Source organism: Streptococcus timonensis, assembly GCF_047460355.1.
Taxonomy (GTDB): Bacteria; Bacillota; Bacilli; order Lactobacillales; family Streptococcaceae; genus Streptococcus; species Streptococcus timonensis_A.
In genome coordinates this window covers 189,033-208,783 of record NZ_JASHGL010000003.1, presented here as the reverse complement: position 1 = coordinate 208,783, position 19,751 = coordinate 189,033, and the positions used below count along the sequence as shown (strand labels likewise).

The following is a 19,751-nucleotide window of genomic DNA, read 5'->3' as shown; positions in this document are numbered from 1 at the left end:
TCTTTGAATTCCTTATTTTTAAAGTTTCCTAATATCTCGGATAAGGATAAAATTCTCCCTCTTCCAAGCCTGCTTTCCCTTCTTCAAAGACTTCTTGGTTCCATTCCATGACGAATTCTTCTGCTTCTGGGTCTTCCAAAAAGTCCATGAGAGCATCTAGTCCAACCTCTGCAGTATCTTTGAGAAATAGCGCAAAATAAGCTAAAAATTCACGAGAAAAACCTTTCTTCGGCAGGTAAGGGATGACCGTGAGATAGTCTTCTTCATTAACAGTTGACTTGGCAGGGTTGTAAAAAAGTACCGCTTCTTCAAAAAGGATATCATCTGACGAAACCTCTCCGTCTTCATCTAACATCTCCACCCCTGCAGCATTTTGTGCCTCTAATAGAAAACTCACTTCAACCGCATGATTACGCTTGTCCCAACTAATCTCATAATCAAAAGGAAAGTTCTTGTCCAACTCTTCTTGTAAAACATCTAAAAATCCGTATGTTGCCATTTTGTCCTCTTTCTATACGACTCTTAAATCGCCCCGAATACTCGGAAATATGCTAAAATAGATACTACCATATTACCACATTCGTATCAGAAAATCCATGTTAGAAAGGACTGCTATGCCAGACAATCTCGCGCTTCGTATGCGCCCCAAAACCATCGACCAGGTCATCGGTCAGGAGCATCTGGTAGGACCAGGAAAAATCATCCGTCGCATGGTGGAAGCCAATCGCCTATCCTCTATGATCCTCTACGGACCTCCAGGCATCGGAAAAACCAGTATCGCTTCAGCCATCGCTGGAACGACTAAGTATGCTTTTCGGACCTTCAATGCCACTGTTGATAGTAAAAAACGTCTCCAAGAAATCGCTGAGGAAGCTAAATTCTCAGGTGGCCTTGTACTGCTACTAGACGAGATTCATCGCCTTGACAAGACTAAACAAGACTTTCTCCTTCCTCTCTTGGAAAGCGGTCTAGTCATCATGATCGGGGCGACAACTGAAAATCCTTTCTTTTCTGTCACTCCAGCCATCCGCAGTCGTGTTCAGATTTTTGAGTTGGAACCCTTGTCTAACCAAGATGTTAAAGAAGCCATTCAAATCGCCCTGACTGACCCTGAACGAGGTTTTGATTTCCCAGTTAAGTTAGATGATGACGCCCTTGATTTTATCGCAACATCTACCAATGGAGACCTCCGGTCTGCCTTTAATTCGCTTGATTTGGCAGTTCTCTCCACCCCAGAAAATGATGCCGGTGTCCGTCACATCACGCTCGACATCATGGAAAATAGTCTTCAGAGAAGCTACATCACTATGGACAAGGATGGAGACGGACACTATGATGTTCTATCTGCCCTGCAAAAATCCATCCGTGGATCCGATGTCGATGCTAGTCTCCACTATGCTGCTCGCTTGATAGACGCAGGTGACCTTCCTAGCCTAGCTCGTCGTTTGACTGTGATTGCTTATGAAGATATTGGCTTAGCCAATCCCGAAGCTCAGATTCATACCGTAACTGCTTTGGATGCTGCGCAAAGAATCGGCTTTCCCGAAGCTCGTATTCTCATTGCCAATGTCGTCATTGATCTGGCACTTTCACCTAAGTCTAACTCAGCCTACGTGGCTATAGATAAGGCCTTATCTGACCTTAAAACATCGGGTCATCTGCCAATTCCACGTCACTTGCGAGATGGACATTATAGCGGCAGCAAGGAACTAGGCAATGCCCAAAACTACCTCTATCCACACAACTACCCAGGTCACTGGGTCAAACAAGAGTACTTGCCAGAAAAAATCCGCAACCATAGCTACTTCTCACCAGAAGATAGTGGAAAATACGAACGTGCCCTGGCTCAACGCAAGGAAACCATTGATAAATTACGAAACTTATGAAATCCTTTTCAAAATTTTTAATTTTCCCTTGATTTTTTTTGAAAAAGTGGTATCATATAATCATAGAAACGCTGTGGTGTACGACTTCACATTTAAGTGTTGACCGACTATTTTTTGTATTATTAGGGAAACAAAAGTCTTCTAACAGCATGTAGGCCGTCTCACACGGAAACAGCTTCAGTTAGAGCGAGTTGCCCACCTGCTTAATTGCGCGGGTTCAATACAAACCGTGAAGTTTCGGCACCAATACAGCTTTTTATTTGCCTCCTTAGCTCAGTTGGTAGAGCAGTAGACTCTTAATCTATGGGTCACAGGTTCGAGCCCTGTAGGGGGCATCTAAATCAACAGGAAAAAGCCTTGATTTATAAGGCTTTTTTGCTTGTCTATAACTGATTTGCCCCATCATTTGCCCCACATTTTTTTATGAGCAATCTTTCCAGACATCTCTGATTACGAAAAACAAAAAAGCTATCCTACCTTTGCAAATTTGGATAAGATAGCAGAATATTTTAATGCAACTCCAACCCAACTATTTGGAACGAGTAAAGAGATTGAGTTAGAAAAGAGTGTTCTTGAATCTAATGAATACTCTGATAAAGTAAGTGAGATTTTAAAAGCTGTCAAATACATCGAAGATTTTCTAGAAACTGATGGACAGTACTTAGAGGATTTACTTTACTTAACAAGAGGCAACCAACTATACACAGAAGATGGAGATGAGTTGTATATTGATCCAACTTCTCAGAAAAGAACACTTCATAACCAATATGAACCTGGTTTTATTGAAGCAAGGGATAAATCTCCACTAGAACTCTTAATTGAAAATAAGGAATTGTTTGATAAATAGAAAAAGCGAGGATAACCTCGCTTCAGATTGAAGTTAAAATCTTTAGAAGACACTTTTATAAGGACTTTGTCTTCAATCTGTGAAAAGGAGTGAAAACTCCTTTTCTTTTTGTAAGTCAGACTGAAACTTCCAAATTGTTTATTTATTTTATTGACATTTTCTATAAAAATAAGTATAATAGTTTTATTAGCAAACTATACTATATAGGGGGTATTGAAATGAAATTTTCTAATCGTTTACTGCTATTCCTTGCAGGAGTTGTTTTTGTCCTTTTAGGACTTTTCCTATTTACAAACCCAGTAGCTAATCTTGTTGCTTACAGCTGGTGGATTTCATTTGGTTTACTGGTTTCTTCTATAGCAGCTATTTTAGGCTATTTCTCTGCACCAAAAGAGCTTCGCTCACCTGTTTATCTTTTCCAAGGATTTGTTAGTCTTCTCTTAGCTCTTTACCTCGTTGCTTATGGCTTTGTGACCCTGCCGGTCGTCATTCCGACCATTGTAGGAATTTGGTTAATTGTAGAAGCCATTATTGCTTTCTTTAAAGGCAATCGTCTAAGATTGATTTTCCCTATTATTGGTAGCAATATCATGTGGGTAGCCTTGCTTGAATTTTTACTAGGTCTAGTGATTCTGTTCAATCCAGTGGCTACAGGTGTCTTTGTCGTTTATGTCATTGCCTTTTCATTTTTAGTTACTGGCTTCACCTACATTATTGAGGCCTTTCGTAAATAGTCTAGTTGCTATTTCTATCGCATTCAAAAAAGCTGGGAAATCATATTCTCAGCTTTTTCGTCTCTTTAATTATCACTTTTTCGCATTCCATTCTACGTAGAAATTTGTTTTTCCATTTTATTCTCCAATTTGATCTCGCACTGACATTTATTTATAACAAAACTATATATCTAGAATAGCATAATCATTAGGTATTATAGGTTTTCAAACAAAATACGAGTCATTCGTTTTTGCCCCGCTTTTGCCCCATTTTTAAATCCTGACATTGAAAATACCTAAAAGTATTTCCCTAATTTGTTTTTCCATTTTATCCTCCGATTTGAACTCGCACTGACATTTATTTATAACAACACTATATATCTAGTATGGCATAATCATTAGGTATTATATTCAAACCAAATGTGAGTCATTCGTTTTTGCCCCACTTTTGCCCCATTTTTAAATCCTGACATTGAAAACACCTAAAAGTATTTCCCTAAAATCAGCTATATTTCAACACTTTTGTTTATTTTCAATATGAAAAGTTCTTACAAATTCATGCAGGGGGCATCTAAACAACAGGAAAAAGCCTTGATTTCAAGGCTTTTTTGATGTCAAATAACTTTTTGTAGCAAATCATTATAAAGGTTTTCCAACCTTATCAAACTTATCATTTATTCTCAATCAATTGCTAGCAATATTTGATAAGACCAACTGTTTTTTACAGTACAGAGCTAGTCTATAATTAACTAAACTATACTAATTTGTGCCCATATTACATGGCCAATCCGCATAGAGATTAAAATGGGCTATTATGAATTCATAAATTTTCGCAACAGAACAAGAGCAAGTCATTTAGAAATAAAAGAGAAGAGAATCTTTCACTCTCTTCTTAGTATATCTTATTAAATTCAGTCTTTCTCAATCTACCTGATTTTCCTTTGCAACGACAAATTCTTTAACCAATCGATAGATAACAGCAAATATGGGTGTAAAGAATATCATCCCAAGTAAGCCAAAGAGATTGCCTCCAATACTAGCAGCCGCAAGCGTGAAAAGGGCTGGCAAACCAATAGACTGACCTACAACTCTAGGATAAATAAGGTTTCCTTCAATCAGCTGTATAACTTGATATAGAAGAAGAGAAAGTAAGGCTTGAGTAGGACTCACTGTGAAGATAAAAATCGCTCCCACAACACAAGCAATCATAGGCCCTACATAAGGAATGAACGATAGCACTCCTGCAAATATACCTGTCATTACTCCATAGGGTATCCCAAACAGGCTGTAACCAACCGCTATCATAACTCCTATGATAACTGCTTCAATCAGCTGACTCATCAAAAATTGGTCATAAGTCTCTAGTGCTACTTGTCCAATGTAAGTCAACTTTATCACCACCTTCTCTGGAAGAAAAACTTTTAGAAGTCGACTCGTCATCGCTGCCAAATGTTCCTTACTGGATAAAAATAAAAAGGTGAAGACTATAATCAAAAAGGCATTCATCAAACTTGAAAAAATATTGCCGATATTACTAGTCAGACCTGATAAAAAACCTATCAAAGCTTGGCTAATAGAACTAGATTGTCCCTGTATGCCTGATACGATAGTTGACAACATGTCTTTGGTTACAAATTCCGAGCTGCCTAGCAATTTCCCAAGTTGAGTAAGGACTGTTGAAAGGACTGTTCCCAGCTGACTAATAGTCTGAGCTAGGGTTGGCAGCACCAAAACCAAAAGAGCAATCACGATTAAGATAAGAGCTAGGAAAACAAGTACCATGGCAATCGGACGACGCAACTCTGCCTTTACCTTCAATTTAACTAAGTACTGTTCAATTTTTTTCATAGGAACATTAAGCACAAAAGCAATAACAGCACCATAAATCAAGGTTGATGTTACATCAAAGAGAGAGATTGCTCCTGATATAAAGCTCGATGCATTCAGAATTACAAGAGCAACCAGCCCTATAAAAAGGATTAACGGGGTATATTTTTTAACTAAGTTCATAAATTCTCCTTAATAAACATGTTTAGATACGACTATACTATTTGGTTTTTCAAACTCTCGATCAAGGTAGGCTTGGTAAGTTCCTGGAGCGATAAATCCTTTTGGTGAGAGGATATCTGTTCCAGCTTGACCGACTATGGTATCAGCCAAGAGCACACAGTTTGTGGACAAGACAAAGTAGGATTTAAACTTAGATTTGATAAATTTATAAAGTTCCCCATCCGTCTCATGTCTGATTTTATAAGCGTAGGTGTAGTCTTCCTTACCATCTTCCGTTTTAATTTTATCTGCGCTTGGCTCCCAAGGAATCGTTAGTTGTTTTAATTCAGCTAATTTTTCCTGAACCGCTTCTTCCATTTCCGGTGTCAAATCTATTCCGTAACCAAATAGCGTTTTTTGACTCTCCCGTTTACATAAGTCAATGTACTTATCACGGTCACAGAAATATAAGACACCATCTCCTACCATACCAAATAAGGTCTCAGATGACGGATCATAGTTGCCATAAGAAATAACACGGCCCTGATAGAAGATATCCACATGACCAATAGCTGAAAACAGGGAGGTCTCAGCTGTATGAACAAAAATTTCTAGCTCTGCTGTCTTACCAGACTTCACTATTCCAAGATGGATATCTTCTTCCTCATCAGCATTTTCCAGCATAAATTTGTTAATTTTTGCTAAAGTTCTTGCAGGGATGAGAGCGGCTAGGACAATAGGTAAGCTAATTCTAATACGACGTTTGAGATGGTTTTTCCCAATTTCCCCTTCAAATAAGAAACCGTCACGGATATTGGACAGACCATAAAGGAAAAAATAAGCCCCTAAAACAAAGAGTTGAAAGACAGAATTTCCCGTAGAGGACAAAAGACTAGCTCCACCAAGAAAAACTAGTAGAATACCATCTAGTAAGAGACGAAAACGAGGTCGAATATTATTTTTACGGTAGAGAACATAGGTGACAAGATTAATCGTGGCCCTAAAAATCTGATAAACTCCAATCACAAGAGCCAGAACATAAATCGGTATATCAGTAGCAAGATTCGAGCCTAGCAAATATCCCAGCACTAACAATTTAACCAGTGCAACTCCCAAGGTGTCCGTTGACTGACTTTTTTTGAAAATACGTAATACTAAATCTAAGACCGTTGCTATCCAAGCTAAAAACAGAACCAGTCGAATAACCGTCACTGGCAACCAAGTTCCCGTGACCATCAAGATAAGACCTAGCAGAACAAACAAGAAACCCTGAACAAGTAATTTCTTACCTGTCAGACCTAAAGAAAGAATTTTTTCCATAAAAGACCTTTCAAAAATAATAATTAAGCCCTTTGATCAAATTGACTGGTAAATAGCTGACGGCACAAACAGCCTGTGCCAGCAAGACATGGCGACTGACTGTAGCAATGTCACCATCTTGTCTTTTGCACTTCTGAAATTTGTTTTATTGAGTCGAAATCAGAGCTTTTAAAAACTAGCTAAACTTGAAAGCTAACCATAATTGCTAGATAAAAAAGGTGCAACCAATCCTTCTTGTAAAGGTAGGAAAGAATTATATCCATTCCATTAATTATTTATATATTACCTATTGTGACACAATACTCACTATAATTCAACTTTTTACCTATTTAAAACCATAAAGCCTACATAACTCTTTGAAGAGAACAAAAATCTGAATGTAATAAGATAGTACCCATTACCCATATTATAATTAGATTATGAATTGAAGCTTTTTGGAACTAAAATTAGGAATAATTGAGAAAGTAGGGAGGGAAATTTTGCTTTTACCCCATTTTGAAATAATTTCATTTTAGATTTTTCTAAGTTTCTTTCAAAGAGCCTGCAGGGGGCATCTAAACAACAGGAAAAAGCCTTGATTTACAAGGCTTTTTTGTTTTTCTAAAAGATTTTCTCTAGATATTTAGCAGAATCCCAAGATAGTTTCTCAATGTTCCACTTCTTCCTTAAATCGTACTTTTCCTTGGCTGTATAATCTCATAATCTTCACAAAGCGAACTGGATTGTTTTGGTTATACAAAAGAAATACTGAAAAGAATAACAAGCCAGCAAACCACAAACCATAGCCTTCATCACCAATCGGTTGGCCAAATTTTAGAGGAAGAATCAAGAAATACAAAAAGTAATAGATAGACACTATATTTACTACAAAACGGGCAAATCGATAAGGTAAAGCAGACAGTTGTCTAGGATCAAACTGGTTTTTTACAAACAAATTATGAGATGCTGCAAAGAAAAAGACTTTCTCTGTCGTTGGCTGGGCCTTTCGAACATTTTTATAAAGTGCTCGTTCAAGTATAGCAACCAACAAGGAAAACTGCATCAACCAAAATAGAAGAATACAGGCTAGACTGAACCAGTTATAGACACCAATAAACTTGAGGGAAAAGAAGCCCGAAATTGCAGGTCCACCTGCTAGTAAGAGAATTACCAATTCAGGAATAAAAGAATTCGTTTCACCAGCTTTTTCAGTATTGAGCAACTTACTCTTTGGAGCAGCTAAAGCCTCTCCTGTCTTTTGGTCATAATAAACAGCCTGACCATTGCATTCGCCGATAAAGACACGACGGCGTCCGAGAAAAAACATATTGACCTCTTTCTATTTATGAAAACAAATTCTCAAAGTCTCCTAACCATTAGGAATAAATCTATAGACGAGAATCCTACTCTTCATATTCTGGGTGTTTGCGTACATAGCGTGCCGCCTGAACTCCATCCACTATGAGAGCTGGTAAAGAGAAGTTCATCAAGATACCCACGAAAACACCAAAGACTCTCTCAGTATAGCCAGTGAGAATAGCTGGCGCTAACAATACAGCTACAAAAGTAACTCCAACATTAAACAATAGTTCTTGCTTCTTGTCATTGTCTTTACCACCATAAGTCTCCCATCGGTTGAAAGCCCAGATTTTCCCCTGATTTTTAGGAAGATAATACCAGGAGTAGAGACCAATAGAAAAAAGCAGAATACAGAGAGCTACCAGATTATAAGCCAGCGCCAAGCCTGAATAGATCCCGTCATTACCAACTAGCATAACCAAGCCTATAAAAGTCGTGCCAACGTTTAAAATCAAAACAAGTATAGAAACAAAAAGATAGATAAAACTCTTAAATCTCACAATAAAACGATCGAAGAAAGAGAGTGGGATTGCTACACCACTAATGAACATGAAAATAATGAACAAGATTTTATAAATGCCAATATGATCGATATAAGTTGTCCCAAAATACGCCATAAAAGAGAGTGCTAAGCTAATCCAAGATAGAAGCTTGATATAGCCTAGACTAACCCCATTTGTAATCAAAGGGCCGTGGTAGCGTTCTTCGGTCACTACTTTCTTTTTCTTTGAAGATTTTGACATCAATATACCTTCTTATCTGTTCTGAATAATATTTTAATCCTAGTATACCATAAACCAACTTACTAGGTCATAGAATAGCTAAGATCTACATCTTGCTAAAAGGTTGACAGAACTTCGCTCCATAGGATATGATGGGAATACCTAGAATTTTATCTCTGCATGATCTTTACTCCTTCTACTGAAAAAGCGTTGGTGAGTTCAATTCTATATTTGGAGGTTTTATGAAAATCTATTATTCAAAATTTGTCGGTGTCGGCTATCTAGTCTTTGCGGCGGGTGTATTCTTTCAATTTTTCTTTTTTCTCGCGCATGGATTGATCGACTTTTCCCAGCTTAGTCTTCTCACTGTGGTTCCAACCATCCTCTTTTTCGCTGCTATCTATTCAACGATTGCAGGTATCAAAAGACTTTCTAGTCGTAGACTCTCCTTTGAATTCACCTTTGAAGGTATTTATGTCTATCCCGGGTTATTCTTCTCAAAAGAAATCTTCATCCCAAAAGAAGAATTGTTGCGAGCATCGTATGTCGAAGTGGATGTCAGTGATCCCGACCATGTCAACAGCAAGGCTTGCTATTTAGATTTTAACCTGAGAGAGGTGACCCAGCTAGAAGATATTTCTAAGTCAAACGTCATCATCGATACAAGTACCCTGATATTACGTCTCGCCCTTAGCCTTTGTCGATTTAGAGAGGAAGAAAAAACCGAGTTAGCAACCTATCTAAAAGAAAACTACGGAATTGATTTCTTATATTAAAACGACATTAAAAAGCCCTGATGTAGGGCTTTTTTGTGTTATTAGCGATTCACCACCTGCGCTTCAAAGTGGGCTGGTTTGTCGTCTACATTTGTTACGGTAATGGTGTAGGGCTTGCCACTGGTTACATCAAAAACTTTTTTACCTAGATAGGTGACCATAATCCCATCTTCTACCAACTGAATATCCTGTTGATTGTTGGGAAGTTCAGTATCATTGCCTAACTGGATGATTTTATTTTCTGTTACTTCAAAATACAGGCCACTGAATTGTTCAGACCAAACATTTCTTCCAGATAATTTGATTTTTTGATTATCCTTCTTTTCTAAAATCAATTCTGAACTATACTCTAGTTGGTCTGCACGAGGACGGACACGTATTTCAACACTTTGCCCGGGTTGTAGAGTGTGATCGTAGGTGTTTTTGACCCTAAAATAGAAGAGGACACCTCCTACCAGGACCACAGTAAGCAATAGACTACAACCCAGGTTCCAATTTGCTTGTTTTGCTGAAGACATCTTCTCCTCCTTATTTGCTTTCTTATAGTTGGTCTTATCTGTTGGGTATTGTCTCAGCTTCTGTGAATTTTCGAGACTCACCTGACCACTTGATACAGAGTAATAACACTATAAAACGAAGGACTAGATAAAACAGACGGACAGTCTTCATCTTGCCAAGAACATGCAGGAAATCTTTGCGTGCTTGGTCGATTTCCTGAGTTAACTCCTCAACAGTCTTTCCTGTTTTTTCTTCTACTAGGATAGCATTTTCAGCTGTTAGGTAATATTTGCTATCTACCGTTGAAAAATAAGCATTCGTTAATGCTCCATCTATGGGAAATGAAATCTCGTAATTGTTTGTTTCAGGAGTCTGGATGTATGTAGCGAAGACCTGATTGTCAGATTTGGAAGGGTAGGCACTTATCTTAGTAGTTTTATAGTCTAAATACATGAGTCCGTTCAAGGCAGGCGTAGTCCATTCTTCTGCATAGTGATAGAGCTTGACCTGACCATCTACCATAGGCCAGACCATCACATAGCGGCTATGCATAAATTCCTTGGTCAAGGACGCGTTGCTAGCGGTACTAATCGCCCCAATCTCATAGACTGACCAAGCCAAAACTATAAGCATCAAGATTGCTTGAATAGGTTTTGTTTTAACATACTTTTTTAACATGTTCACTCTCCGACAAGAATTACCAACTCATTTAAAGCAAAATATGTAAATCTTTTCCAGAAACACCATCTAAAATAAAGGAACTAAGGTTAGGATGTAGCTTCTTCAATTTGAATTTTTGAATGTTTGTTATTTCAGGGTCATAAGAGATATTTCCAATCGGATAGTGCTCTTTCAGGATTTTATCATAAATTTCCTTGATAAAAGTTTTCCAGGATTTCGATAAAGGATTTGCAAAAGCATCCTCTCCTTCAAATAAATATCGTAACCCATCTGCCCTATAAAAAGCTAATAAGGCAACAGAAAGAGTACAATTCGTGTGAGTAATAATTGCCTCTGGCACTTCAAATCCATTATCCCAGTTATAATTATCAAGCAAGACAAATAGTTCATCTTCAGCGTTAATAGACTGAACTAGTTTCACAACTTCAGACTTGTTTTCAGAATATAAAATATCAGATAGTTTCTTTAATTGCTCGGCATTCATTTTGTCTTCCTTTCTTGCAACTTGAATGGGGACTCATACTTTACGATTCATTTTTAAATAAAACAAAAAGTAAAGAACGGGCTCGAATAATCACGAATGTCTGTAGTAGCACCTATATCTATACTTAGGCATATAAGATCCGATACATATTTTCCATGAAGCCATCAATCTCTCCTCGAACAAATTTCAACAAACGATCTTCTTCGGATTGCGAGATAGAGACTCCTTCTCTTTTTCCACTGTCGTTATCCTGAGAATAGTTAGAATAAATTAAATTAAGGTCTTTATCTAACACGAAAGCTACATATGTTTGTTTTTCATTAACTTGTGTAATGAAAAATAACTGAAAATCTTTTGTATCTTTCTGAGGAGGGCTGATTTTCAAATGTACTTCTCCTTCTATTTCAAGTGGATAAATGACTCCGTCTAGACGAATGGCACCATCAGATGGAATGATGTATCCCGCTTTACGTATTTGAGATGCGTACTTTTCCGACGTCATTAAATAATGAAGAACTGCGATTCTATCCTGTTTTTCAAAAGCTGTTTTTAGAGTACTAGATTCTTGAGAATTTTTATTAGTGAGATAAAAAGGAATGACTAATAAGATAAAAGATACTATTATCAACCACTTAAACTGTTTCATTTTATCTAACATTATTCTTACCACCTCTTTCTAAATAGTCAAAGAAGGCTTTCTGCTTTTTCTTTCTCTCTATCTCTTCTTTTTAATCTGATAATAAATCAAACTAATAGTGGTATCCAAAAGAATTGAATAACCAAAAGTTCTTATTGTCCATATAAGCCAAATCGGGCTATTTTCAACATTTATCTTAAGTATCTTCAAACATACTGCAAGAGTTAAAAATAAGACAATTTCTATTACCAAGCGATACTTGGCCTTTTTAAGGTCTATGGTTTTCAAAAAGGACTGACTCTTGGTTTCCTTAGGTACTTCTTCCCAATAGGTCTTATCCTTACTTCTTAGATAAAGTAGATAACCAACTTCGACGATTAATCTTGAAAAAGCTGAAATAAACACTATATTGCTCACAATCCCAAATGTTTGCAAATAATAACCGGATAAACTAGCCAATCCTCCGCCTAACAAAGTAACTCCTAGAATAATCCAAAGGGATGGTTTACTGTAAACACTTGAAAAGGCTATATAGTTAGCAGTTGTTCGTTTTTCTGAAAATCCTTTTCTTAGTTGCTTTTTTAACCAACTGGCATTATAAACAATTAACCCCATGAATAAACCAATGGAACTTAACCAATAAATCAGCGAGTAGATCAGCGAATTTTTTAGAACCTCATTCGTTAAAATAGTGAGGATATAATCCATTAAAGCCAATGAAAGATGAATCCCATTGATTAGTACAAAGAGCATCGCAGTACTAAAGAGTTGATGTTTATAGATGAATGTCTTGCTGAATGACATAATCTGACAGCCCAGCATGAGCAATAGAAGGAGACATAGAAAAAGAAAAGGGACATTAGAAAAGGGATCTACTGTAAACTGCTCCTTGATAAAAAAGTATACATGAGTCAGGTCGATACTCAATACAAACAAACCAGCCCAGGCCAAACTCAACATTCTAACAGAAGCTCGCGTGGAACCCAGCGCTTGAAAATATTCCTTATTTAATGCTTCTGACTGACGGTTCATATCCCACTACTCCTCTTCTAGCTGACCACTTTTGACCAACTTTTTGTAATAGCGTTTGCTGTACCATTCACGGTCACTAATTCCCAGATATTCTTTGTATTCCAGACGTCGTCCGAGAAAAAACATATTGACCTCTTTCTATTTCCTTTGTTATATTTCCTTCTTAACTCGACTATTTCTGTACCGTTCAACTGCCTTCAGCCATCGAATCATATTATTTTGCCACAGCAATAGAACTGCGACAGCTGGCAATATCCCCATCAGACTTAAAGGAAGCACCTCACTGCCGATTGGTGTTCCCATCATCTTCAAAACGAGCATGGAGAGTATAGAAATCGGACCAGCTAAGCCCATGACAACCATAAAGACTGTGAAAACCCAAGCAAATAGCTTCTTGCCAAGGGTAACCTTCTTATCTGAAAAATTATTCCAAAAGAGATTGCTATCGACGGCTCTTCTGAAGTTTTCCTTGCTGGTAGGTTGCGCTAAGGCAACATTTTTGTAGAGTGCTCGCTCCACGATCACCAATAGTAAAATGTCTTCCAGCAACCAAATTAGCAGAAAATAAATCAGAGTTCCATAGCTATAGACACCCGTAAAAAAGCGTGTTGCCGGGAAAAGCTGCATGATGCTACTGAATCCTAAAAGGCCACAAATCAACCAGACAATGTGTTTTCGATTTCCACGGGATGCCTCAGTATCTAAAAATTTACTTTTAGGAGCTGCTAGAGGATTTCGTGGCTCATCGACATGGACATAAATAGCCTGACCTTGGCTCTCCCCTATATAAATCACTTTCCTAAAAAACATGCTTGTATTTCCCCTCTAAACGACTGATTATCTTAAAATGATGGCCTCATCTAAAACTAGCTTGATTTTTAATTTTCTCCAGAATCTTTTTCTAAGAGCTCTGGATATTTTTTCAAGTAGGCCTTCCCATACCATTCTTCGACAGACTGGCCCTCCCACTCACGGTATTCTTCTGGATATTTCCACTTATAATAGGCATGGAGGAAATAAGGAAAACCGATAAAAATAACGATGGCGAACAATACAAAATTACAAAAAATCCATAACAGCAGAAATCCAAAGCCTTTTATTGAGCTTAAAATATCTATTTCAAAGAATCCCAAAAGATGCTTTACGATCATAGCTACTCCTAAAATCCCCATACCATAGAGAGCAATCATTTTTGCAATCTTATTCCGAAATGTCTCTTTCAACATCTCACCATACATGAGTTTCCTTAACCCCGCTAGCTCAATATTAAACATCCAGTAAATAATCATCACAATGAAACCAACTATACCAATAATTTCCCAAGAGGCCAAATTTGCTAGCAGAAAGTCTAAAAATATTAGATCCATTTCCAATAAGAACCAAATCATAAATGTAAAAGCATGAAACTGATAACGATACGGTAATAAGTACGTTCGTTTAATAAATTTTCCAATCACAACCAAGGATAACCAGATAATAAGCAAAATCAGAAAAACATTTACTGTTAAAGACTCGTGCTTAGCTATTGGAAGGGTCAACGTATCACTTTCATGGAACTCCATAGAGATAGCCAGCAAGATAAAGTTAAAGCCGACAGGAAAAATAAGGCTTAAAATAAAACTTCGAATGCAAAACCAAAGGGAAGCATGGCCATTCTTAAAAAATTTCGCAGTCTTATCATGTTGCTCTTGCTGTAACTTTCTAAAACCATCATCTTCAAGATTCAGACTCTCTTCAAAACTTCCCTGAAAAAGAGATTTTTTCTTCATTTACTCCTCCAATTTTATGACACCATTGATAGATTTTTTCCCAAAGAGAGATAAAAAATGAAGAATTATAAACCTTGAGCAACATTTCCTAGTTGGTTCACTCGATCATGAATGGTTTCCACGTTTAGGTTTCCATGTTGATATTCGCAAAGAAATCCATTTTCGTAAAAAACTTGCTCTGAAAGCTGACCTTTTGGTGTATCTGGGCATTCAATCATAACAACATTAAAGACACCACCTGTTCCTGTCCCCTCAATTGTATTGCCTCTAAAATGATAAGTGAAAGCCCGGAATTGTTTCCCCTTGTAGTTACCAGAGATGACATAGGCAACTTTTCTCTCATGTCCACACCCAAAAGGATAATAGCTAAAATTGGCATATTTTTCTACATAGGGACTTTGGGTAGGAGTTATAGTGAGCGTACTAGATATCGTTCTGCTTGAGTAATCCCTATAGTTGTCTCTACCTTGAGCTTGGTCAAATTGATATCCGTGCGCAGTTGCAAAGGCTAGATATTCATTGTTATTTTTATTGGCGTGGCTAATAGCCCAATAAACAATCCCTGCTACAAAAACAAAGATTAGTAACATAAAGATGATAAAGAAAACAACAAAAGTCATACTCATTTTATACTCCTTTTTAAATTGGTTAGAAAGCAAGGACATTTCATCACCCTTACTTCTGATTGATGTTCTTAGTTACGGTAAAACTGGTTATCTTTGTCGCTTACAGATTGACCGATAGACAAGACATCTTGACTGCCATCTGTACCTGTCACTTCATTTCGGACTCCAGCTGGGGTAAAGATCAATCGTGCCCCTTGTCCACCACCGACAAGATGAATACCTGTTAAGTAGTAGCCGTCTTTTTCCTCTACTTGACCCATCTCGTATTTAAAGGTTCCATTTGAACTTTGGATCGTTACAATTCCATCTGCTGTGACTGTTGCAGTTGTTCCCGCGTAGTTTTCCCAAGCCCCTACAAACTTAGCGTAAGCCTCTTGTGATTTTTGCTTATCTTCCTTTTGTTCTGCTTGAGTGGTTGTAGCTTCTGTCGCACTATTTGTTTCTGACTTCTGCTCCTCTTTTTGGCCTGCTTCAGTTTTACTTGCGGACTCTGTAGTCACCTTGCTTGTTGTCTCCTTTTGGTTTGAAGATGACGTATTCTTGTCAGTCTTTCCACCACAGGCAACCAAGGTCAAGGCAGCCAACAAGGTCAGGACTGATAGGCTCGTATAGCGCAATGTTTTGTTTTTCATAAAAATCTCCTTTGAAATAGACACAGATAAAAGTAGCTTGTCAGATTTTGCATATATTTGACGGCTGTATCGTAGTCTTCAGTGTATCATTTATTTGCTTTTAATTCAACAGCTATCATATATCAAAAAAAGGCTAATCCAAGTAGGAATTAGCCCTTTTATTTCTAGTTTTGATTTGCTCGTTTTTTAGTAGATAAACATGGCATCGCCAAAGCTAAAGAAACGGTATTTTTCATCGATAGCATGTTGGTAGGCTTTGAGGACCAATTCACGGCCTGCAAAGGCAGAAACTAGCATGACCAAGGTAGACTTCGGCAAATGGAAATTAGTAGAAAAAGCATCCACCACCTTCCAGTCATAGCCTGGCTTGATAAAGATATTAGTCCAGCCAGAGTCGGCCTGGATTTGGCCGTCAAACTTGCTTCCGATAGTCTCTAGCGTACGGATAGAGGTAGTCCCCACAGCAATGACACGGCCACCATTTTCTTTGACCTGACGCAAGGTCGCTGCAGCTTCCTCAGACAATTGATAAAACTCTGAGTGCATCTCGTGCTCATCCAGATTATCTACTGAAACAGGTCTAAAGGTCCCAAGTCCAACGTGCAAGGTCAGGTAGACTAGATGAACGCCTTTTTGCTGGATTTCTTCTAGTAATTCTTTGGTAAAATGTAGCCCTGCAGTTGGGGCTGCCGCTGATCCACTCTCCTTGGCATAGACTGTCTGGTAACGTTCACGGTCATCCAATTTTTCATGAATATAAGGAGGCAAAGGCATTTCTCCAAGACTTTCAAGCACTTCTAGGAAAATCCTCTCATACTCAAAACGGACAATACGACCGCCATGGGTTAATTCCTCAGTCACGACTGCGCTAAGTCGACCATCACCAAAGATAACACGGGTGCCGACCTTGAGACGTTTAGCTGGTTTAGCCAAGACTTCCCACTCATCTCCTGCTGTATTTTTCAAAAGCAAGAGTTCAACATGGCCTCCTGTTTCTTCCTTTTGACCATGAAGTCGGGCTGGCAAAACGCGGGTATCATTCATAACTAGGGCATCACCTGGCTCTAGCATTTCGATAATAGAGTGAAAGTGGCGATCTTGAAATTCACCTGTTTTGCGATTGACCATCAAGAGTTTAGAGGCATCGCGCTTTTCCAAAGGAGTCTGAGCAATCAATTCCTCTGGTAAGTGAAAATCAAAATCATTTGTATTTAATGTCGTCATTCTTCTTTTCTCTTCTCATTTATTCAAATTACTTATCAAAGCGAACTTCTTCAAGTAGGTACTCGATGAAGCGTTCACCCATCTTAGATAAGCTAGTTTTCTCATGCTGGATATAAACCAGTTCAATGGGATCATCAATATCAAGCGGAATCGAAACGATGTTGTCTCCATTGAGGTTACTATTAAGGATACCAGTCGCGATGGTATAGCCATCCAAACCAATCAAGAGATTGAACAAGGTCGCACGGTCACTAACAACGATGGATTTCTTGTGGTGTTCCTGAGACAAAATCTCTTCTGAGAAATAGAAGGAATTATGGGTACCTTGGTCATAGCTCAAATATGGGAAGTCTTCTAGGTCTGCCAACTGCACCTTGTCTCTTTTAGCAAGAGGGTTGGTCTTGCTGACAAAGATATGGGGTTGGGCTGTAAAGAGATGGTGGGCAACCAGATGGTTGTCATCCAACATCTTCGAAAGAACGTCCCGGTTATAGCTATTTAAAAAGAGAACTCCCACTTCACTTCGGAAGTTCTTGACGTCGTCGATGATTTCCCAAGTTCTGGTTTCACGCAAAAAAAGCTCGTACTTTTCCATATCGCTTTTCTTGAGCAAGGAAACAAAAGCATTGACCACAAAGGCATAGTGCTGCGAAGACACACTAAAAAGCTCGCGATGAGCGATTGGGTTCTTATAGCGTTCTTCTAGAAGTTGCGTTTGCTCGACAACCTGACGGGCATAGGATAAAAATTCCATCCCATCACGTGTGAGGGTGATTCCTTTAGGATTTCGGATAAAAATCTCAATGCCCATCTCATTTTCTAAATCACGAACGGCATTTGATAGACTCGGTTGTGTAATGAAAAGTTGCTTGGCAGCCTCATTCATCGAACCAGTCTCTACGATTTTGATAATATAGTGTAATTGTTGAATTCTCATGTTTTTATTGTACCATACTTGACGCAATATAAAAAGAACCAGTCACTGAAAGCCAAGCTAGGCGCATATCAGTCTTTTTTGCAGCTCATAAAAAAGAGGTTGGAAGATTTCCAACCTCTCTATCTGTTCTAGCAAGTTAAAACTAGCTGTCTTTTTTCCAAAAGATGGCTAATAAAATCATGGCTCCTAAAACTGATGGGATAATAGCCGTATCAGCTAAAATAGGCCCCCAAGTTCCAAAAAGCATTTGACCCAGGAAAGCACCAATCCAACCCAGAAACATTTTCCCGAAGCATCCCATCCGTTCTCCACGATTGGTGATAACTCCTGCTAATAGTCCGATCAAAAGACCGACAAACATACTTCCAATCATAGTTTCTCCTTAAATTGCCCAATCTCCATTGCGGAAGAGGGGTACGCGTGTTCCATCCTCACGGATACCATCGATATCCATTTGGTTAGAACCAATCATAAAGTCAACGTGAACATCTGAACGGTTAAGTCCTGCAGCTTCCAGCTCTTCTTCGCTCATCTCTGCTCCACCAACAACGCTCGTTGCATAAGCGGCACCGATAGCTAAGTGGTTAGAAGCATTCTCATCGAAAAGGGTGTTAAAGAAGGTAATGCCTGACTGAGAAATTGGGCTTGGATCTGGTACCAAGGCACATTCACCCAAGGCACGCGCGCCAGCATTCTTAAAGACGAGATCCTTCATTACTTGATCACCCTTTTCAGCTGTGATATCAACGATTTGACCATTTTCAAAGGTCACCTTGATGCCTTCGATGATATTTCCATTATAGCTAAGAGGTTTCGTAGATGTTACATAACCATCTGCGCGACGGAAATCAGGGGCTGTAAAGACTTCTTCTGTTGGCATATTTGGCAAGAAACCTTCGCCTTGAGCATTGATGGCTCCAGCTGATTCCCAAACGTGGTTATTAGGCAAGCCAAGTGTCAAGTCTGTTCCAGGGGCAGTGTAGTGAAGAGCTGAGAATTGCTCTTTGTTGAGCATTTCCGCCTTGCTCTTCAAGATTGCTGCATGTTCTTCCCAAGCTTTAACTGGATCTTCTTCGTAGATACGGCAAGTTTTGAAGATTTGGTCCCAAAGGAGGTCTACTGCTTCTTCGTCACTCGCAGCATTTGGAAAGACCTTCTTAGCCCACTCTAGTCCAGCAGCTGCTGCTACAGTCCAGCTAACCTTGTTAGATTGAGTTGCGATACGCATTGGCTTCATGGCGATTCCCATCGCTTTTGCAGAAGCAGAAAGTTTTTCTGCATCCACTCCGTTCAAGGCACCTGGGTCAGAAGAACGAACACCGAGACGACTTGCTTTGTTTTCAAGAAGGTAGTTCATCTCAGCAATCTTATATTCTGGCACATTGTCCAAACGTTCTAGTGGCGCGTGAAGGAATTTCTCACGGTTTACAAAGTCATCTGCCCATTGAACGATAACTTCGTGTGCACCAAGGGCATAAGCCTCTTTAACGATTAAGTGAGCCAACTCACGTTGCTCCACATCGATTGAGAGAGCCAAGGTATGACCAGGTTGCACATTCACACCGTTTGCAACCAAAAGCTTAGCATATTTTTCTAGATTTTCTTTAAAATTTGGTAAAACCATTCTTGTTTTCTCTTTT

22 protein-coding genes, 1 tRNA gene and 1 pseudogene are annotated in these 19,751 nt (G+C 38.6%); 5 read left to right on the top strand and 19 right to left on the bottom strand.

The features are described 5' to 3' along the window. Positions 1–28: 28 nt before the first annotated feature. Positions 29–499 carry a DUF3013 family protein gene (locus QM941_RS06235; RefSeq protein WP_219966991.1) on the bottom strand — a complete coding sequence of 157 codons (471 nt, stop codon included), beginning with the start codon at positions 497–499 and terminating at the stop codon, positions 29–31. Positions 500–614: 115 nt separating this feature from the next. Here QM941_RS06235 and QM941_RS06230 point away from each other — a divergent pair, with 115 nt between their 5' ends. The 4 genes from QM941_RS06230 (at position 615) to QM941_RS06215 (ending at position 3,467) form a co-directional block, all read left to right on the top strand. Then, positions 615–1,886 (top strand): replication-associated recombination protein A, encoded by a 1,272-nt coding sequence (locus tag QM941_RS06230; protein ID WP_414339895.1) that lies wholly within the window; start codon positions 615–617, stop codon positions 1,884–1,886. Positions 1,887–2,148: 262 nt separating this feature from the next. Continuing rightward, positions 2,149–2,221 (top strand) — tRNA-Lys (locus QM941_RS06225). Positions 2,222–2,316: 95 nt separating this feature from the next. Then, on the top strand, positions 2,317–2,733 hold the full coding sequence (locus QM941_RS06220) for a helix-turn-helix domain-containing protein (RefSeq protein WP_225305933.1): 417 nt from the start codon (positions 2,317–2,319) through the stop codon (positions 2,731–2,733). Positions 2,734–2,951: 218 nt separating this feature from the next. After that, positions 2,952–3,467: an HdeD family acid-resistance protein gene (locus QM941_RS06215; protein ID WP_003004261.1), complete on the top strand. Its 516-nt coding sequence runs from the start codon at positions 2,952–2,954 to the stop codon at positions 3,465–3,467. Between the two features lie 900 nt (positions 3,468–4,367). Here QM941_RS06215 and QM941_RS06210 read toward each other — a convergent pair. From QM941_RS06210 to QM941_RS06195, 4 genes are all read right to left on the bottom strand, one after another. After that, positions 4,368–5,456 carry an AI-2E family transporter gene (locus tag QM941_RS06210; RefSeq protein WP_414339744.1) on the bottom strand — a complete coding sequence of 363 codons (1,089 nt, stop codon included), beginning with the start codon at positions 5,454–5,456 and terminating at the stop codon, positions 4,368–4,370. Positions 5,457–5,465: 9 nt separating this feature from the next. Beyond that, positions 5,466–6,755, bottom strand: coding sequence for a DUF308 domain-containing protein (locus tag QM941_RS06205; protein WP_414339743.1), 1,290 nt, complete (start codon positions 6,753–6,755; stop codon positions 5,466–5,468). Between the two features lie 646 nt (positions 6,756–7,401). Beyond that, positions 7,402–8,061, bottom strand: a complete 660-nt coding sequence (locus QM941_RS06200; protein WP_006150873.1) for a hypothetical protein — start codon at positions 8,059–8,061, stop codon at positions 7,402–7,404. Between the two features lie 76 nt (positions 8,062–8,137). Then, a complete protein-coding gene (locus QM941_RS06195; RefSeq protein WP_414339741.1) occupies positions 8,138–8,836 on the bottom strand; it encodes a hypothetical protein in 699 nt (232 codons plus the stop codon). 221 nt (positions 8,837–9,057) lie between these two features. On the opposite strand from QM941_RS06195, the gene QM941_RS06190 reads away from it, so the two are divergent. After that, positions 9,058–9,591: a hypothetical protein gene (locus QM941_RS06190; protein ID WP_414339739.1), complete on the top strand. Its 534-nt coding sequence runs from the start codon at positions 9,058–9,060 to the stop codon at positions 9,589–9,591. A gap of 41 nt (positions 9,592–9,632) precedes the next feature. On the opposite strand, the gene QM941_RS06185 is transcribed toward QM941_RS06190, so the two are convergent. From QM941_RS06185 to QM941_RS06120, 14 genes and pseudogenes are all read right to left on the bottom strand, one after another. Beyond that, the gene (locus QM941_RS06185; protein WP_414339737.1) at positions 9,633–10,109 is read right to left on the bottom strand and encodes a hypothetical protein; all 477 of its coding nucleotides are present in this window, start codon (positions 10,107–10,109) and stop codon (positions 9,633–9,635) included. 34 nt (positions 10,110–10,143) lie between these two features. Continuing rightward, a complete protein-coding gene (locus tag QM941_RS06180) occupies positions 10,144–10,767 on the bottom strand; it encodes a hypothetical protein (protein ID WP_414339735.1) in 624 nt (207 codons plus the stop codon). 31 nt (positions 10,768–10,798) lie between these two features. After that, positions 10,799–11,254, bottom strand: a complete 456-nt coding sequence (locus tag QM941_RS06175; RefSeq protein ID WP_414312113.1) for a DUF4274 domain-containing protein — start codon at positions 11,252–11,254, stop codon at positions 10,799–10,801. A 124-nt stretch (positions 11,255–11,378) separates the two neighbouring features. Continuing rightward, entirely contained in the window at positions 11,379–11,912 is a 534-nt protein-coding gene (locus tag QM941_RS06170; RefSeq protein WP_414339733.1) for a thiol-disulfide isomerase, read from the bottom strand. A gap of 57 nt (positions 11,913–11,969) precedes the next feature. Further along, a complete protein-coding gene (locus tag QM941_RS06165) occupies positions 11,970–12,923 on the bottom strand; it encodes a hypothetical protein (RefSeq protein WP_414339731.1) in 954 nt (317 codons plus the stop codon). Positions 12,924–12,929: 6 nt separating this feature from the next. Then, a pseudogene (locus QM941_RS06160) lies at positions 12,930–13,025 on the bottom strand (beta-carotene 15,15'-monooxygenase); the annotation flags it as partial. Positions 13,026–13,073: 48 nt separating this feature from the next. After that, positions 13,074–13,733, bottom strand: coding sequence for a hypothetical protein (locus tag QM941_RS06155; RefSeq protein WP_414339729.1), 660 nt, complete (start codon positions 13,731–13,733; stop codon positions 13,074–13,076). A 68-nt stretch (positions 13,734–13,801) separates the two neighbouring features. Then, on the bottom strand, positions 13,802–14,692 hold the full coding sequence (locus tag QM941_RS06150) for a hypothetical protein (RefSeq protein WP_414339727.1): 891 nt from the start codon (positions 14,690–14,692) through the stop codon (positions 13,802–13,804). 65 nt (positions 14,693–14,757) lie between these two features. Then, positions 14,758–15,312: a hypothetical protein gene (locus tag QM941_RS06145; RefSeq protein WP_414339894.1), complete on the bottom strand. Its 555-nt coding sequence runs from the start codon at positions 15,310–15,312 to the stop codon at positions 14,758–14,760. Positions 15,313–15,386: 74 nt separating this feature from the next. Then, on the bottom strand, positions 15,387–15,950 hold the full coding sequence (locus tag QM941_RS06140; protein WP_414339725.1) for an ABC transporter substrate-binding protein: 564 nt from the start codon (positions 15,948–15,950) through the stop codon (positions 15,387–15,389). 186 nt (positions 15,951–16,136) lie between these two features. Then, positions 16,137–17,174, bottom strand: coding sequence for a tRNA preQ1(34) S-adenosylmethionine ribosyltransferase-isomerase QueA (gene queA / locus QM941_RS06135; RefSeq protein ID WP_414339723.1), 1,038 nt, complete (start codon positions 17,172–17,174; stop codon positions 16,137–16,139). 28 nt (positions 17,175–17,202) lie between these two features. After that, positions 17,203–18,111, bottom strand: coding sequence for a LysR family transcriptional regulator (locus tag QM941_RS06130; RefSeq protein WP_004250738.1), 909 nt, complete (start codon positions 18,109–18,111; stop codon positions 17,203–17,205). A 142-nt stretch (positions 18,112–18,253) separates the two neighbouring features. Beyond that, the gene (locus tag QM941_RS06125; RefSeq protein WP_414259735.1) at positions 18,254–18,484 is read right to left on the bottom strand and encodes a GlsB/YeaQ/YmgE family stress response membrane protein; all 231 of its coding nucleotides are present in this window, start codon (positions 18,482–18,484) and stop codon (positions 18,254–18,256) included. A 9-nt stretch (positions 18,485–18,493) separates the two neighbouring features. Then, positions 18,494–19,735, bottom strand: a complete 1,242-nt coding sequence (locus QM941_RS06120; protein WP_414339720.1) for an aminopeptidase — start codon at positions 19,733–19,735, stop codon at positions 18,494–18,496. Positions 19,736–19,751 lie beyond the last annotated feature (16 nt).

Bases quoted from the DNA above. Each gene is read 5' to 3' on its own strand.
- QM941_RS06235 (WP_219966991.1), bottom strand. From the start codon at position 499: ATGGCAACATACGGATTTTTAGATGTTTTACAAGAAGAGTTGGACAAG.
- QM941_RS06230 (WP_414339895.1), top strand. From the start codon at position 615: ATGCCAGACAATCTCGCGCTTCGTATGCGCCCCAAAACCATCGACCAG.
- QM941_RS06215 (WP_003004261.1), top strand. From the start codon at position 2,952: ATGAAATTTTCTAATCGTTTACTGCTATTCCTTGCAGGAGTTGTTTTT.
- QM941_RS06210 (WP_414339744.1), bottom strand. From the start codon at position 5,456: ATGAACTTAGTTAAAAAATATACCCCGTTAATCCTTTTTATAGGGCTG.
- QM941_RS06205 (WP_414339743.1), bottom strand. From the start codon at position 6,755: ATGGAAAAAATTCTTTCTTTAGGTCTGACAGGTAAGAAATTACTTGTT.
- QM941_RS06200 (WP_006150873.1), bottom strand. From the start codon at position 8,061: ATGTTTTTTCTCGGACGCCGTCGTGTCTTTATCGGCGAATGCAATGGT.
- QM941_RS06195 (WP_414339741.1), bottom strand. From the start codon at position 8,836: ATGTCAAAATCTTCAAAGAAAAAGAAAGTAGTGACCGAAGAACGCTAC.
- QM941_RS06190 (WP_414339739.1), top strand. From the start codon at position 9,058: ATGAAAATCTATTATTCAAAATTTGTCGGTGTCGGCTATCTAGTCTTT.
- QM941_RS06185 (WP_414339737.1), bottom strand. From the start codon at position 10,109: ATGTCTTCAGCAAAACAAGCAAATTGGAACCTGGGTTGTAGTCTATTG.
- QM941_RS06180 (WP_414339735.1), bottom strand. From the start codon at position 10,767: ATGTTAAAAAAGTATGTTAAAACAAAACCTATTCAAGCAATCTTGATG.
- QM941_RS06175 (WP_414312113.1), bottom strand. From the start codon at position 11,254: ATGAATGCCGAGCAATTAAAGAAACTATCTGATATTTTATATTCTGAA.
- QM941_RS06170 (WP_414339733.1), bottom strand. From the start codon at position 11,912: ATGTTAGATAAAATGAAACAGTTTAAGTGGTTGATAATAGTATCTTTT.
- QM941_RS06165 (WP_414339731.1), bottom strand. From the start codon at position 12,923: ATGAACCGTCAGTCAGAAGCATTAAATAAGGAATATTTTCAAGCGCTG.
- QM941_RS06155 (WP_414339729.1), bottom strand. From the start codon at position 13,733: ATGTTTTTTAGGAAAGTGATTTATATAGGGGAGAGCCAAGGTCAGGCT.
- QM941_RS06150 (WP_414339727.1), bottom strand. From the start codon at position 14,692: ATGAAGAAAAAATCTCTTTTTCAGGGAAGTTTTGAAGAGAGTCTGAAT.
- QM941_RS06145 (WP_414339894.1), bottom strand. From the start codon at position 15,312: ATGACTTTTGTTGTTTTCTTTATCATCTTTATGTTACTAATCTTTGTT.
- QM941_RS06140 (WP_414339725.1), bottom strand. From the start codon at position 15,950: ATGAAAAACAAAACATTGCGCTATACGAGCCTATCAGTCCTGACCTTG.
- queA (WP_414339723.1), bottom strand. From the start codon at position 17,174: ATGACGACATTAAATACAAATGATTTTGATTTTCACTTACCAGAGGAA.
- QM941_RS06130 (WP_004250738.1), bottom strand. From the start codon at position 18,111: ATGAGAATTCAACAATTACACTATATTATCAAAATCGTAGAGACTGGT.
- QM941_RS06125 (WP_414259735.1), bottom strand. From the start codon at position 18,484: ATGATTGGAAGTATGTTTGTCGGTCTTTTGATCGGACTATTAGCAGGA.
- QM941_RS06120 (WP_414339720.1), bottom strand. From the start codon at position 19,735: ATGGTTTTACCAAATTTTAAAGAAAATCTAGAAAAATATGCTAAGCTT.